Consider the following 14,084-nt stretch of genomic DNA (forward strand, 5'->3'; position numbering starts at 1 on the left):
ACCTTGACGGTGGGGCAGCGTTTCCTCGGACTTCACTGCACCTGCGGTCCATTGGCTTGAACTTGCCGCGCATCGGGTTCTTCTAATGAGTTCGAATCATCACCGAGGCACGCCTGCGCAATGCCCAGAATACTCACCGGGCCGACCCCGGACGAAGAACTGACAGAACACAATGCCAAATTGTTTGGCTCGCCCAAGGAGCGATTGGATTTCTATCGCCGGGAGATCCAGTACGAAACCAGTATCCTGGCCAATCGAACCGATGCTTACCTGGCCGCCCAATCGTTCCTGGTGATCGCCTTTGCCTCATGCATGGCCAACCTGAACCCGGAGTGGGGCAAGTTGTTCACGCTGATCGTGCCGCCATTCCTGGCCTTGCTGGGATTCCTGAGTTCGCTCAACGCCTGGCCGGGGATCAAGGCGGCCTACGAAATCATTGATCATTGGCATTTCAAACAGAGCGAGTTATTGCGCGCCGAACCCTTGATGGGCCTGGCCTACGACGAATCGCCGCTGTTCAGCAAACGGGAGTCGACCCACAAGGGCTACCGCAAGTCGTTGCTGTTCTCGCTGCGTACACCCTGGATCTTCGCCACGTTCTGGGTGCTGCTGGGGGTGTATTCGGTCTTTATCCAAGTGAGCGATCCTGGCGGTTGAGACACACGCGTTGAAGTGGGACATCATTGTGGCGAGGGGATTTATCCCCGCTGGGCTGCGAAGCGGCCCCCTCATTCATCTGATACACCGAAGCGTCAGCTCCATGGGCCGCTTCGCGCCCCAGCGGGGATAAATCCCCTCGCCACAACAGCGTTCATCTCCTGCCACAGTGCCTTAATCCGGATGCTTACGGCGCTCGTACCATGCCAACGTGGGCTGTGTGGTGACGCCATGGACCAGAATGCTCAAGGCCACCACCGACAGGGTGAGGTTGATGCACAGTTGCGCCACCTCTGGCGGCAGGTCATGGTTCAAGGCGAAGAACAGATAAAACAGGCTGCCGATCCCGCGAATACCAAACCAGCCGATCAGCAGCCGTTGCGGTCCGTCGAGCAATCGCCCCCAGGGCACCACCAGCACACTCAGCGGGCGAATCACGAGAAACAGCAGGGCACCGATTACCAAGGCCCGCCAGTCCCAATGGTTGGCCAGCACGACCCCCAGCAGGGTCACCAGGAACACCTCCATCGACCGCTCCACCAAGCTGCCGAACGCCAGCATGTCGCTCATCATGACTCCGGCGGCCAATTGACCATCGTCCAGCGCCTCGGTATCGCCCAGAACAGCCTCTTGGGGATCGACGGTTTCGTGGCCCACCACCGGTTGCACCAGGTGTTCCGCCGGCGGTGCCGCTTCATCGGTGGACTTGACCTCGGCCTGGCGCAGGCCCAGTCCGGCGGCGAACACCGAGAGAAAACCGTAACCCTGGATCCACTCGGCCACGACGTAGGCCAGGGCAATCAGCGCCAGGGCCAGGTAATCGTTGGGGGACAGGGTGCTGTCGGCATTCCTGATGCGCATCGACAAGGTCAGCTTGCCAATTCCGCGGCCCATCCAGTAACCGACCAACAACCCGGCTGGCACGGCCCACAGTACGTCGCGCAGCAGCCATTCACCGAAAAAACCGCTGCCGTCTTCACGCAGCATCAACAGGCCCAGGATCACAAAGGGAAACGCCGTGCCGTCGTTCAGTCCCGCTTCACCCGACAGGCCGAACCGTACCCGGTCGTCATCCCGCGCATCATTGACCTGCACCAGCGCCGCCAACACCGGGTCGGTGGGCGCCAGTATCGCGCCAATCAGCATCGACACGCCCCAACTCAGGCCCAACAGATAGTGCAACGCCAGGCACAGGCCGGCGATGCACAGGATCATCACCGGCCCGGCCAGCCCATAGGCCACGCGCCAGGTGCGGTCCTTGAGAGGCAGGCGCAACTTGAGGCCGCTGACGAACAGCGAAAACACCACCGCGACTTCCGTGAGGTGTTCCATCCAGACCGACGAGTCACTGACGTCCAGTTTCAGTACGTCCAACCCCAGCGGCCCGATGGCGACGCCCAGCACCAGGCACATCGCTGAGGTGGTGACCGGCATCCAGCGCAGATAAGAGGAGGTCAGGGCCAGGGTCAGCAACACCGCGCCGAGCACCGCTACCCATACTGTGAACGTCATCGTTGCTCCTTGGATGCGCAACACTTTGCATGACCGCCAAGCACAATTGTGTGGCGAGGGGATTTAGCGAAACGTCGCACCGCCTCGCTGTGGGAGCAAAGCTTGCTCGCGATGCAGGCGCCTCGGTTCCAGAGAGACCGCGGTGTTTTTATCGCGGGCAAGCCTTGCTCCCACAGATAACCCCCCTCGTCACAAGGTGTTCACTTGCTGGTATTGGTGCACTTGTCACTCATTTGAGGCCCAGAGCGAAGCGAGGGTTCCCACCAATGCAGCAGACTCCCGTTTATCCGCCTGCCATTCAATCCAACGGAATTTTTCGCCGTTCCTGGCGCTCTGCAACAGAAGAGACGTTCTGATTCAGCGTCCGCCAAGAACCCGAGAGGCCCTTATGACTGCGCTGACACCCCTCCAATCCCAGCCGGCCACCGTGCACCCTGTTATCCATAACGGGCAGGTGCGCCAATGCTATGAACGGCTGTTCCAGGGCCCCGACGACGCTGACAAGCAAGACGTCGCCCAAGCGTTCCTCCAGCGATGCCTCACGAAGGCTGAGGCGCTCCCCCAGGAGATGCCTGCTGACCCCTCGGCGCTACAGGCCTGGGTCGAACAACACAGCGCCGGCGTGGCCCGGCAATACGCTGACTATCTGCAACGGCGCAAAACCGGCGGCCCGCGGGAGTTCTTCCGCAGCAAAGCCCACGCGCTGTACTTCCTCCAGGCGGTAGCCCCGACCAAAAGGGTCGACGGCGCCTGGCTGTATGGCGTGGTCAAGCACTGGCACGACCACCGTTTCGAAGGGTTGCTGTGCACCTACCTGGAAGAACTGGGGGACGGTCATCCCGCGCAGAACCATGTGGTGCTTTATCGCAAGTTGCTTGCCGAATACGACCTGGTGGACGCCCCGGACATCGACGACGACCTTTATCTGCAAGGCGCTGTGCAACTGGCCCTGGGCTATGCTGGCGACGAGTACTTGCCGGAGGTCATCGGCTACAACCTGGGCTATGAACAATTGCCCCTGCATCTGTTGATCAGTGCCTATGAGCTGAGCGAACTGGACATCGATCCATACTATTTCACCCTCCACGTCACCATCGACAACGCCAGCACCGGCCACGCCCACAAGGCCGTGCAAGCACTGCTGCAACTGATGCCGATGGAAGCGGACCGTGAGGCCTTCTGGCAGCGGGTCACCCTGGGCTATCGCCTCAATGACCTGGGGCAGGGCAGCCGGGCCATCATCGGCTCGTTCGACCTGGATCGCGAAGTGCTGGACATGCTCGAACGCAAACGCCCGTTCGGCCAGCACATGCATTCCGATTACTGCAAGTTCGAAGGCAAGACCGTCAACCAGTGGCTCGCGGCGCCGGGTCAGTTGGAAGGGTTCCTGGCGGCCATGCAGAACAAAGGCTGGATCAAGCGCCATGAAGACCCGCAAAACAGCCGCTTCTGGACATTGATCGATGGCGCAGGGGCGGCCATGTTCGGGGTGTTCAGCCCCTACGAAAAACAGCTGCTGCACGATTGGATTGCCGGTGACTGGCTGGACGAGGGCACGAAGTCTGGCGTGCGGCGTAGTCCGGTTGCCGCTTGCGAGGCCGCCACGCCGATGGACGATCCCGATGTGCAAAGCCTGCAACAGGCGCTGCAAGGCCGCACGCCGGACGAGCAGATGCAAGTCCTGATGCCCTGGCTCTGCGCCCGCTGCCACAGCCACCCGGCCGGGCTGCTGGCGACGCGCCGCTTCATTGAACTCAAATCCGCACTTCGCTAGGGAGCCCTGCATGAATGAAGAAGAACGCCTGTCCGAGCCGGACCTTGCGCTGTTGCAACTGGGCCGACGCCTGCAAGCCGACGGCTATCGTTTCATCACCCCGACGCCGTTGACCCATGAACGGGTCAACCAGCGACCCGGCAATGAGCGCGCCAAGACCTTGCGGGACGTATTTGGCTGGTCACGGCCGTTTGCGCCGGGGCTGATCAGCACCGACGAACAGCGGCAACTGCAAGACGCCCAGGTGCTGGAAGCACACGACGGCTTGTTGCGTAGCCGGGTGCGCTGGTCGAGCCTGGATGGCTTGCTGTTTGCCCATTCGCAGTTCCCCACGCAAGCCACCGACGCGGTGTTCTTCGGCCCTGATAGCTACCGTTTCGCCCAACTGATCCATACTCATCTACAACAGAACTTCACGGCCGTGCAGCGCGCCGTGGACATCGGTTGTGGCGCCGGTGTCGGCGCCATCGTGATTGCCCGCGCCCGCCGTGAAGCGCAAGTGCTGGCCGTGGACATCAACCCCCAAGCCCTGCGCCTGAGCGCCGTGAACGCTGCGCTGGCGGAGGTGGCCAACGTCGAGGTCGCCCGCAGCGACGTGCTGCAGGATGTGCCAGGCCAGTTCGACCTGATCGTCGCCAACCCGCCGTACATGGCCGACCCCTCCGAGCGCGCCTATCGCCATGGCGGCGGCACATTGGGCGCCGGGCTGTCGCTGCGCATCGTCGAGCAGGCCTTGCCCCGGCTTACACCGGGCGGCTCGCTGGTGCTCTACACCGGCGTGGCCATGGTGGACGGGCGCGACCCGTTCCTCGAAGCGCTGGGGCAATGGCGTGACTCGGCGGATTTCGGCTGGACCTACAAGGAATTGGACCCGGATGTGTTCGGTGAAGAACTGCTCACGCCGGGTTATCAGGACGTGGAAAGGATCGCCGTGGTGGCGTTGGTTGTAACCCGCATTGGCGCAGGTCTCGGCGGGGTTATCGGAGGGACTATCGATGAACAGACGCATGAAGTTCGGCGTTGAAGAGGAGTATTTCATCACCGACCTGAACACCCGGTGCATGCCGGGTGAGCCACCCGCGGAGGCTGTCGCCGCGTGCCAGGCCGAGCTGGGCAAGCATTTCGCCCATGAAATGTTTCAATGCCAGGTGGAGATGGCCTCGCCCATCTTTCGCAGCCTGCCCGAGGCCGCCGACTACCTCAGCCAGGTGCGTACGGGCCTGAACCAGCGGCTGGCGCCCTATGGCCTGGGCCTGCTCAGTGCCGGTTCACACCCAATGGCCACCCCTGTGCTGCAACCCACCGATGAGGTGCATTTCCAGCAACTGTTCGATGATTATCAGCGGGTGGCGCGGCGTAGCGTGCTCTCGGGCCTGCATGTACACGTGGAAGTCCCGGCCACCCAGGATCGGGTGCGGGTCATGAATGAAATCCTGCCCTGGTTGCCGATGTTCCTGGCCCTGAGCGCGTCATCGCCGTTCTGGAACGGTGGCTACAGCGGCTTCAGCAGCTATCGACAAGTGGCCTGCGATGAATGGCCGCGCATGGGCGTGCCGGAGTACTTCGAAGATGAGTCGGCGTTCGCCGGCTACGTCGACATGCTCATGCGCACCGGGTCCATTCGCCAGGCCAGCGATTGCTGGTGGGTGATACGGCCTTCGTCACGTTATCCCACGCTGGAGCTGCGCATCTGCGATGCCTGCCCTCGGGCAGAGGACGTCCTTTGCCTGGTCTCGCTGTTTCGCCTGATGGTGGCCCATGCCGTCGCGCAGCGCCGGCCCGGCGCCCACTACAGCCAGATGTCCCAGTGGATCCTCAAGGAAAACCGCTGGCGGGCCAAGCGCCACGGGATTCTCGCGGAGTTTATCGTCGAGGGGCAGGACCAACCGATGCTGATCGGTGAATGGCTAACCCTGGCGGAGCAGACCTTCGGTGAAACCGCGGCCCAACTGGGCGTCCAGGACGTGTTCAAGCAGGCCCGGCGGATCGTGCAGGAAGGCACCAGCGCCGATCGGCAAATCGTGCTCTACGAACAAGGCCTGCTGTTGGGCGATTCAGTCGAACAGGCCTTGAGCCGCGTGGTCGATCAGTTGCTCGCGGAAACCGCCGGGATGCCGGTTGCCGACCCAGCCTTGCAACAGGTGGCAGGTGGTCCATGAGCAGCAAGACCCTGGATGACTACAACCGCATGCGAGATTTCGCCGCCACCCCGGAGCCGGCGGCGAAACGTTCGCGCAGATCGCCAAAGACCGCCCACGCCTTGCAGTTCTGCATTCAAAAGCACGATGCCTCGCGATTGCATTACGACTTCCGGCTGGAGCTGGACGGCGCGCTCAAGAGCTGGGCGGTGCCCAAGGGACCCTCCCTGGACCCGAAAGCCAAGCGCCTGGCGGTGCATGTCGAAGACCATCCGTTGGACTACGCGACGTTCGAGGGCAGCATCCCCGAAGGCCACTACGGTGCCGGTGACGTGATCGTCTGGGACCGGGGTGTCTGGATTCCCCAGGGAGATCCCCACGAGGCCTATGAAAAAGGCCGGCTCAAGTTCGAGCTGCAAGGCGAAAAACTCAGCGGCTTGTGGAACCTGGTGCGCACTCACATGCCTGGCAAGCAGGAACAGTGGTTCCTGATCAAGCATCAGGACCAGGCCGCCCGTGCCGAAAGCGAATACGACGTGGTCGAAGCCGAGCCGGACAGTGTGCTCAGCGATCGCACCCTTGTGCCCAAGCGTCGAGGCAAGGCCGCCGCGGCGAAAGCGGTGAAGCAACCGGAAAAAGCCGCCCAGCCGAAATCGCCGAAACGCACCTCGAAAACCACCCTCAGCGGTGCGGTCGCTGGGCCGCTGCCGGAAACCCTCAAACCGGAACTGGCGACGCTGGTGGACAGCGCACCCGACGGCGATTGGCTTTATGAGATCAAGTTCGACGGTTACCGGGTCATGGCGCGGATCGAAAACGGCGACGTCAGGCTGTTGACCCGCAACGGCCATGACTGGACCCACAAGTTGCCAAAGCAGGCCGAGGCCTTGGCTGGGCTGGGGTTGGAATCGGCCTGGCTCGACGGTGAAATGGTGGTCGCCAACGATCAGGGCGTGCCGGACTTCCAGGCCTTGCAAAACGCCTTTGAGGTCGGCAGCAGTGGCAAGATTGCCTATTACCTATTCGATATGCCTTATCTCAACGGCATGGATTTGCGCAAAGTGCCGGTGCAAGAACGCCGGGTGGCATTGGCCGCCGTGCTGGAACCCAATCAAAGCCCCTTGTTGCGGTTTTCCGATGCCTTTGAGGACCCCCCTGAAGCGCTGCTCAACAGTGCCTGCCAGATGCAGATGGAAGGGCTGATCGGCAAGCGCGTCGGCAGCGCCTATGTGTCCAGGCGCAGCAACGATTGGATCAAGCTCAAATGCAAGAATCGCCAGGAATTCGTGGTAGTGGGTTTCAGCGATCCCAAAGGTGCCCGCAGTGCCTTCGGTGCCTTGCTGCTGGGGCTGCATGACGCTGACAGCGGCCAATTGCGTTACGCCGGCAAGGTCGGCACCGGTTTCAACGAAACTACCCTCAAGAGCATCTACCAGCAACTGCTGCCCCTGGAGACGAAAAAGGCCGCCGTGGTGAACCCGCCCACCGGCTACGAAGCCAAGGGCGTGCACTGGCTCGAACCGACGCTGCTGGCCGAAGTGGCCTTTGCCGAAATGACCAAGGAAGGCTCGGTGCGCCATGCGGTCTTCCATGGCTTGCGCAACGACAAGCCGGCCAAGGCCATCACCCAGGAGCTTGCCAAACCCGTGAAAAAAACCACTGCGACGAAGAAAACCAGCAGCAAGGATGAACCTGACGCGAAACCGGACAAGAGCAAGGACAAGGCAAAGTCCCAGACAAAAGCCAAGGCGCCGGCCATGAACGGCAAGGTCCGCATCACCCACCCGGAGCGGGTCATCGACGCCAGCAGCGGCACCACCAAACTGCAGTTGGCCGAGTACTACGCCAGCGTTGCCGAATTCATCCTGCCGGAACTGAAGGATCGCCCGGTCGCCCTGGTCCGGGCGCCGGAAGGCATCGCCGGTGAGCTGTTTTTCCAGAAGAACTCCGAGCGTCTGGCGATTCCCGGCATCGTCAGCCTGGACAAGGAACTGACCGGGCAGCCGGTGATGATCATCAACAACGCCGAGGCGCTGATTGGCGCGGTGCAGATGAGCACGGTGGAACTGCACACCTGGAATGCCACCTCCGTCGACCTGGACAAGCCCGACCGCTTCGTCCTCGACCTTGACCCGGACCCGGCATTGCCCTGGAAAAGCATGGTCGAGGCGACGCAGCTCACGTTATCGGTGCTCGATGAACTGGGACTCAAGGCATTCCTCAAGACCAGCGGCGGCAAGGGCATTCATGTGGTGGTGCCGTTGACACGCAAACTGGGCTGGGATGAGGTCAAGGGCTTTAGTCATGCGATTGTCAGTCATATGGCCAAGCTGCTGCCGGACCGTTTTTCGGCGGTGTCCGGGCCGAAGAACCGGGTAGGGCGGATCTTCATCGATTACCTGCGTAATGGGTTGGGCGCCACTACCATCTGCGCCTACGCGGCCCGGACTCGGGAAGGGTTGCCGGTTTCAGTGCCGATCTTTCGTGAGGAGATGGCTGAGCTCAAGGGGGCGAATCTGTGGAATGTGCACAATGTTCATGAGCGTTTGGCGCAGGTGGGGCATGAGCCTTGGGCTGGGCTGAAGAAGACTCGGCAGAGTATTACGGCTGAGATGCGTCGGCGTATCGGCATGAGGAAGGCGTAAGGTGTTTGGGTGGTGGTGCATCTATCCGTTGCTGCGGTGACGGCTACTTAGGGATGCGCAGCCGACCTGATCGTGGGTGAACGCGTTTCTTCTGTGGGAGCGGGCTTGCTCGCGAAGAGGCCAGCACATTCAACATCATTGTCGACTGTAATGCCGCCTTCGCGAGCAAGCCCGCTCCCACAAATGATGCCGCACGCTCAGCCCACCGGAACACGCAGATATTCCGGCTGCAGGTAGTTGAACCATAGCAAGATCATTTCCACCAGAATCGTTACCAGCACCAGCAAGCCAACGCCCCAGACACTCGCCGAGTACAGCAGGCCCTGTTCTTTCTTGAGGCCCATGAACTTGGGCAGGCCGACAAACAGCAGGAATGTCGAGTAGGCCGATGCCAGCAACAAGGCCGTGACCGCCAACCAGCGACTCGGATAAAGCCCGAAGATCCCGGCCAGGAAGTACGGCGTGGCGGTGTAGGCGGCGAAACCGATGCATTGGTTGACCGTTGGGCGCACCTCGAAGGTTCGGGACATCCAGCGAATGAACAGTCCCATCAACGTGACGCCAACTACGATGGTCAGGTACAGCAGCACGCACAATTGCAGCGCGCTGGCGCGGCTGAGCCGTACCGTTTCGTTTTCAGCCAGGCTCCAGCCGGTCCAAGTGGTGCCGATGAACAGGCACACCACCGGAATCAATGCGAGCAACAGCAAGTGAACCAGATAATGAAGCGGATGCGCCTGTTCCTGCTCGCGGATGTCGGCCCAGGCAAATTCGGGGTGCGTGAACAGTTTGACGAAAGGTGCAGACATGACGACCTCCTGATCAGGACGGCCCCGCATGAGGCCCATGTAGATTTGAGGTACAGCTAGAGGTAGGGGTTTCATTTATTTGCTGGCCCCTTTTATGTGCTCGTCCCGCACCGCGGCGCGATAAAGGGAATGAAACACAACGGCAGGGGTCAACCCATCAGCATCCCTGAAGGACCGCCTGCCATGACTGTTGCCCAAACCCTGGTTGATTATTTACGTGATCATGACCTGCGCCTGACCACGGCCGAATCCTGCACGGCCGGGCAGATCGTCACGTTGCTGGCCGAGGTGCCCGGCAGCGGCTCACTGATCGAAAGCGGCTATGTGGTGTATTCCCCGGAAGCCAAGCAGCGCCTGCTCGGCGTCAGTCCACGCACCATCGAGACCTTCAATCTCACCAGCCGAGAAGTCGCTGAGGAAATGGCCCTCGGCGCCTTGCACGATGCCGATGCCAACGTGGCGGTGGCGACCACCGGCCTGCTCGGGCCAGACGACAAGGACGGAATACCCGCCGGTACCGTCTGCTTTGCCTGGGCGTTCGATGTGAACGGCCAGCGAGCCTTGTTCAGTCGCTGCGTCCGGTTCTTCGGCAGTCGTGGCCAGGTGCAATTGTGGGCCGCCGAATACGCGTTGCAGCAATTGCCCAGCTTTCACCAGCGTGCCTTGGTCGGCGAGCGGCGATAGGGGACGGACCATGAGCGATCCATACGAGCAGGACGACCACCGTAGCCGCCAGTTTCCGGTATGCGAGGACATGGCGTTCCAACACAAGGTCTGGCGTTTCGAGCGAGTTGGCTGGTACGTGCTGGTGCTGCTGGTGATCCTGACCTTGCTGGGGCTGTTTTCCCGTGGCCCGTTGAGCAGCCGGGAGCTGCACAGCAGCGACGGTAGCCTGAGCGTCGAATATGAGGCTTTCCACCGCAACGGCTCCAGCAACGCCGTGGTCATACGTCTGAAGGGCCAACCCAACGCCGTGCTGGAAGTCGAGTTGGGTGGCGACTGGCTGGAAGGGTTCGAGGTGCAAGCGTTGCAACCTCCACCGCTGCGCTCGGCGGGCGCGGGGCAGGGCATGACGCTTTGGGTCCAAGCGGATAAACAGGGGCAGGCCAGCCTGCATCTGTCATTGCTCGGCGAAGGCTTCGGGACCTATCACAGCCGCATCGCAACCGCCGGCGGTGCCGTGGTCAGTTTCAACCAATTCATTCTTCCTTAGGTGACCTATGGATTCGGTGCTGCGAGCCGCGGTGATGTATGCCGCATTGATGGTGTTGTTCAAGATCGCCGGGCGACGTTCACTGGCAGAACTCACCACTTTTGATTTCGTGTTGTTGATGATCATCGGCGAAGCCACTCAACAGGCGCTGTTGGGGGATGATTTCTCGATGACCAACGCGCTGATGGTGATCGTGACACTGATTGCCATTGATGTCGGCTTCTCGTTGCTCAAACTGCGCTCCCAATGGGTGTCGCGGCTGATCGACGGTGGCCCGACCATCATCGTCGAGGACGGCCGAATCCTGCGCGGCCGGATGCGTCATGCGCGGTTGGTGGAGGCGGACATCATGGAAGCGGCGCGCTCGAGCCAGGGCATCGAGAGCCTGGAACAGATCAAGTTTGCGATCATCGAGCGCAATGGGAAGATTTCGGTGATTGCCAAGGAGTAACCCCGAGTGCTGGCGAACTTCATTGTGGCGAGGGGATTTATCCCCTCGCCACAAAAAACAGGCTCAGCCGCCTTGATCACAACATCGGCTTGCCCCCGGTAACCCCATAACGGGCCCCGGAAATGTAGCTGCCTTCATCCGAGGCCAACAGCACGTAGATCGGCGCCACCTCAACCGGCTGGCCAGGGCGGCCAAGGGGTGTCTGGGAACCGAAATTCTGCACTTCTTCCTCGGGCATGGTCGCCACGATCAGCGGCGTCCAGATCGGTCCCGGCGCCACGCTGTTCACGCGGATGCCCTTGGGCCCGAGCAGTTGCGCCAGGCCGCCGGTGAAGTTGGCGATGGCTCCCTTGGTGGTGGCATACGCCAGCAGCGTCGGCTTGGGCATATCGGAGTTGACCGAGCTGGTGTTGATGATCGAGCCGCCCGGTTTCATGTGCGGCACGGCGGCCTGGCAGATCCTGAACATCGCCGTGATATTGATATCGAAGGTACGCACCCATTCTTCGTCGGGAATCTCCTCGAGGCTTTCGTGAGTCATCTGGAACGCGGCGTTGTTGACCAGAACGTCGATATGCCCGAAGCGGGCGACAGTCTCATCGACGATTTTGCGGCACAGGCCTTTGTCCGCCAGGTCACCGGGCAACAGCAGGCATTGGCGTCCGGCCTGCTCGACCCAGCGCGCGGTTTCCTGGGCGTCTTCATGCTCGTCCAGGTAGGCAATCGCCACGTCCGCGCCTTCACGGGCGAAGGCAATGGCGACGGCGCGACCGATGCCGCTGTCGGCGCCGGTGATCAGGGCGACCTTGTTCGCCAGTCGTCCGGAGCCGGTGTAGCTCTGTTCGCCGCAATCCGGGTAAGGGTCCATGTTGCGCTGGGTGCCGGGCACCGGCTGGCTTTGTTTCGGGAAAGGTGGGAAAGGGTAGTCGACCATCGTCATTCTCCAGGCTGGATGTGGTTGTGATGGAGGGTGGACTTTGGGTTTTCCGGCAGAGTTCGGTCGGATTACCCTGCCAGTCGATGAGCGTCACGGCAGGTCGTTTCGTCGGTGAATCGTCGGCTGTGGCGAACATGGGGCGAGCCGGTATTCTCCAGCGTCATTACCGGTGTCGATAAGGAGCAGGACAATGTTCAGTCACATACAGATCGGCGCGCGCGACCTGCCGAAAATGGTCGCTTTTTATGACGCCGTCCTCGGCTGCCTGGGGCTGGAACGTATCGAGGGCGAAAACGATTCGGGCCCGCCGGGGGAGGGTTGGCGTCAGCCCGGCAAGTATTGGCCGCAGGTTTTTGTCCAGTTGCCTTTCAACGGGCTGCCCGCGACCTGGGGCAATGGCATGCAAGTAAGCTTCGCCGCCGACTCCCCACAAACCGTCCGCGCCGCCTGGGAGCAGGCGATGGCGATGGGCGGTACTGACGAAGGCCCACCCGGTCCGAGGCCGCAGTATTGCGAAGGTTATTTCGGGGCGTATTGCCGTGATCCGGAGGGGAACAAGCTGTGTTTTGTCTATGCGCCGGATATGCATGAATAACGCATAAACCCTTGTGGCAAGGGCACTTGTGTGGCGAGGGAGCTTGCTCCCGCTGGGCTGCGGAGCAGCCCTCAGATTTCACCAATACTGGGTGCTCTGCTAGTTAGGGGGCGCTCCGCGCCCCAGCGGGAGCAAGCTCCCTCGCCACAAGGGATTGCTTCGCCTGCTGGATCAGCCCCTGGCTTTCAGGCTGCGCTCCATCCGTGCGATGCCTTCCTCCAGCAATGCCCGCGGGCAGCCGAAGTTCAGGCGCACGAACTGCCCGGCATCGTCAGCAAAATCCAGCCCGGCGCTCAGCCCGACCTTGGCTTCTTTCAAGAAGAACCCTTGAGGGTCATCCAGCCCCAATCCGGAGCAATCCAACCAGGCCAGGTAAGTGCCTTGGGGCACAGTCATGGTGACGCCCGGCAGGCGAGTGTTCACCGCCTCTACCAGGTAATCGCGGTTGGCTTGCAGGTACGCCTTCAAGGCCTCGAGCCACGGACCTGCTTCGCTATAGGCCGCACGGGTCGCTTCCAGGCCCAGGGCATTGACGCTGTCGACCATGCCGGCCCGGGCACTGTTGACCCGCTCGCGCAGCTTGGCGTTCTGGATAATGGCGAACGATGTTTTCAGCCCAGCGATGTTGTAGGCCTTGCTGGCCGACATCAACGTGATGGTGCGCTCGGCAATCTCCGGGCTGAGGGAGGCGGTCGGAATGTGCACGCGGCCGTCGAAACACAGTTCGGCATGGATTTCATCGGAGATGATCCAGGCGTCCTGCGCCAGGCAAATGTCGGCCACGGCCTTGAGTTCTTCGCGCTCGAACACTTTGCCCAACGGGTTGTGGGGATTGCTCAGCAACAGCGCGCCGCCACCCTGCAACGCCTCGCGCAATGCCGCCAACGGCGTATGGAACTCACCGTTGACCGGGGTGAACGGCAACTCCACTTTATTCAACTGCCAATGATCGGGGGCGTGGCGCAGCGGCGGGTAGTTGGGCACCTGCACCACGACGTTCTGCTGGGGGGCCACCAAGGCGTGCAGCGCCATGTTGAAACCCGGCTCGACACCGGGCAGGAACACGATCTGCTGGGGCTCGACGCGCCACGCGTATTTGTCCCAAAGATCGGCGACGATGGCCGCACGCAGATTGTCCTGGGCGACGCTGTAGCCCAGCATCGGATGTTCGAGGCGCTTGTGCAGCGCGTCGATGACCACCGGCGGGGCGGGGAAGTCCATGTCGGCCACCCACATTGGCAACACATCGGCCGGGTAGCGGCTCCATTTGGTACTGCCGGTGCCGTGGCGCTCCAATACGGTGTCGAAATCGAAAGTCATGGGGGTTCCATCAGTCTGTCATGAGATGGCGAA

13 protein-coding genes are annotated in these 14,084 nt (G+C 61.7%); 9 read left to right on the top strand and 4 right to left on the bottom strand.

The window, feature by feature from the left end; genetic code table 11:
• Positions 1-120: 120 nt before the first annotated feature.
• Positions 121-657 (top strand): hypothetical protein, encoded by a 537-nt coding sequence (locus AB4N80_RS19125; RefSeq protein WP_122566913.1) that lies wholly within the window; start codon positions 121-123, stop codon positions 655-657.
• A gap of 174 nt (positions 658-831) precedes the next feature.
• Here AB4N80_RS19125 and AB4N80_RS19130 read toward each other — a convergent pair whose 3' ends face one another.
• Positions 832-2,169, bottom strand: a complete 1,338-nt coding sequence (locus AB4N80_RS19130; protein ID WP_122566912.1) for a cation:proton antiporter — start codon at positions 2,167-2,169, stop codon at positions 832-834.
• 388 nt (positions 2,170-2,557) lie between these two features.
• Here AB4N80_RS19130 and AB4N80_RS19135 point away from each other — a divergent pair, with 388 nt between their 5' ends.
• The 4 genes from AB4N80_RS19135 to ligD are packed head-to-tail and all read left to right on the top strand — an operon-like array spanning position 2,558 to position 8,726.
• A complete protein-coding gene (locus AB4N80_RS19135; RefSeq protein ID WP_122566911.1) occupies positions 2,558-3,943 on the top strand; it encodes an iron-containing redox enzyme family protein in 1,386 nt (461 codons plus the stop codon).
• Positions 3,944-3,953: 10 nt separating this feature from the next.
• Positions 3,954-4,967, top strand: a complete 1,014-nt coding sequence (locus tag AB4N80_RS19140; protein ID WP_122566910.1) for a methyltransferase — start codon at positions 3,954-3,956, stop codon at positions 4,965-4,967.
• Entirely contained in the window at positions 4,939-6,102 is a 1,164-nt protein-coding gene (locus tag AB4N80_RS19145) for a carboxylate-amine ligase (protein ID WP_122566909.1), read from the top strand. Before AB4N80_RS19140 ends, AB4N80_RS19145 begins: the two co-directional genes overlap by 29 nt.
• The gene (ligD, locus tag AB4N80_RS19150) at positions 6,099-8,726 is read left to right on the top strand and encodes a DNA ligase D (protein WP_460078262.1); all 2,628 of its coding nucleotides are present in this window, start codon (positions 6,099-6,101) and stop codon (positions 8,724-8,726) included. The genes AB4N80_RS19145 and ligD overlap by 4 nt, the downstream gene beginning before the upstream one ends.
• A gap of 197 nt (positions 8,727-8,923) precedes the next feature.
• On the opposite strand, the gene AB4N80_RS19155 is transcribed toward ligD, so the two are convergent.
• Positions 8,924-9,535, bottom strand: coding sequence for a Yip1 family protein (locus AB4N80_RS19155; RefSeq protein ID WP_122566907.1), 612 nt, complete (start codon positions 9,533-9,535; stop codon positions 8,924-8,926).
• Between the two features lie 183 nt (positions 9,536-9,718).
• On the opposite strand from AB4N80_RS19155, the gene AB4N80_RS19160 reads away from it, so the two are divergent.
• Genes AB4N80_RS19160 through AB4N80_RS19170 form a run of 3 tightly spaced genes read left to right on the top strand, consistent with a single transcriptional unit; the run spans position 9,719 to position 11,199 of the window.
• Positions 9,719-10,219: a CinA family protein gene (locus AB4N80_RS19160; protein ID WP_122566906.1), complete on the top strand. Its 501-nt coding sequence runs from the start codon at positions 9,719-9,721 to the stop codon at positions 10,217-10,219.
• Between the two features lie 10 nt (positions 10,220-10,229).
• Complete coding sequence (locus tag AB4N80_RS19165; protein ID WP_354338973.1) at positions 10,230-10,748, top strand: hypothetical protein; 519 nt, start codon at positions 10,230-10,232, stop codon at positions 10,746-10,748.
• A gap of 7 nt (positions 10,749-10,755) precedes the next feature.
• Complete coding sequence (locus AB4N80_RS19170) at positions 10,756-11,199, top strand: DUF421 domain-containing protein (RefSeq protein WP_122566904.1); 444 nt, start codon at positions 10,756-10,758, stop codon at positions 11,197-11,199.
• A gap of 76 nt (positions 11,200-11,275) precedes the next feature.
• On the opposite strand, the gene AB4N80_RS19175 is transcribed toward AB4N80_RS19170, so the two are convergent.
• Entirely contained in the window at positions 11,276-12,133 is an 858-nt protein-coding gene (locus tag AB4N80_RS19175) for an SDR family oxidoreductase (RefSeq protein WP_460078267.1), read from the bottom strand.
• Positions 12,134-12,326: 193 nt separating this feature from the next.
• Between AB4N80_RS19175 and AB4N80_RS19180 the strand changes: the two genes are divergently transcribed.
• Positions 12,327-12,731, top strand: coding sequence for a VOC family protein (locus AB4N80_RS19180; RefSeq protein WP_122566902.1), 405 nt, complete (start codon positions 12,327-12,329; stop codon positions 12,729-12,731).
• Between the two features lie 171 nt (positions 12,732-12,902).
• Here AB4N80_RS19180 and AB4N80_RS19185 read toward each other — a convergent pair whose 3' ends face one another.
• Entirely contained in the window at positions 12,903-14,051 is a 1,149-nt protein-coding gene (locus AB4N80_RS19185) for a MalY/PatB family protein (RefSeq protein ID WP_305490422.1), read from the bottom strand.
• Positions 14,052-14,084 lie beyond the last annotated feature (33 nt).

It is taken from the genome of Pseudomonas sp. H3_A02 (assembly GCF_054671965.1).

Coding starts and splice junctions, on each gene's coding strand:
- AB4N80_RS19135 (WP_122566911.1), top strand. CDS start 2,558: ATGACTGCGCTGACACCCCTCCAATCCCAGCCGGCCACCGTGCACCCT.
- AB4N80_RS19185 (WP_305490422.1), bottom strand. CDS start 14,051: ATGACTTTCGATTTCGACACCGTATTGGAGCGCCACGGCACCGGCAGT.
- ligD (WP_460078262.1), top strand. CDS start 6,099: ATGAGCAGCAAGACCCTGGATGACTACAACCGCATGCGAGATTTCGCC.
- AB4N80_RS19175 (WP_460078267.1), bottom strand. CDS start 12,133: ATGGTCGACTACCCTTTCCCACCTTTCCCGAAACAAAGCCAGCCGGTG.
- AB4N80_RS19125 (WP_122566913.1), top strand. CDS start 121: ATGCCCAGAATACTCACCGGGCCGACCCCGGACGAAGAACTGACAGAA.
- AB4N80_RS19130 (WP_122566912.1), bottom strand. CDS start 2,169: ATGACGTTCACAGTATGGGTAGCGGTGCTCGGCGCGGTGTTGCTGACC.
- AB4N80_RS19180 (WP_122566902.1), top strand. CDS start 12,327: ATGTTCAGTCACATACAGATCGGCGCGCGCGACCTGCCGAAAATGGTC.
- AB4N80_RS19140 (WP_122566910.1), top strand. CDS start 3,954: ATGAATGAAGAAGAACGCCTGTCCGAGCCGGACCTTGCGCTGTTGCAA.
- AB4N80_RS19155 (WP_122566907.1), bottom strand. CDS start 9,535: ATGTCTGCACCTTTCGTCAAACTGTTCACGCACCCCGAATTTGCCTGG.
- AB4N80_RS19165 (WP_354338973.1), top strand. CDS start 10,230: ATGAGCGATCCATACGAGCAGGACGACCACCGTAGCCGCCAGTTTCCG.
- AB4N80_RS19170 (WP_122566904.1), top strand. CDS start 10,756: ATGGATTCGGTGCTGCGAGCCGCGGTGATGTATGCCGCATTGATGGTG.
- AB4N80_RS19160 (WP_122566906.1), top strand. CDS start 9,719: ATGACTGTTGCCCAAACCCTGGTTGATTATTTACGTGATCATGACCTG.
- AB4N80_RS19145 (WP_122566909.1), top strand. CDS start 4,939: ATGAACAGACGCATGAAGTTCGGCGTTGAAGAGGAGTATTTCATCACC.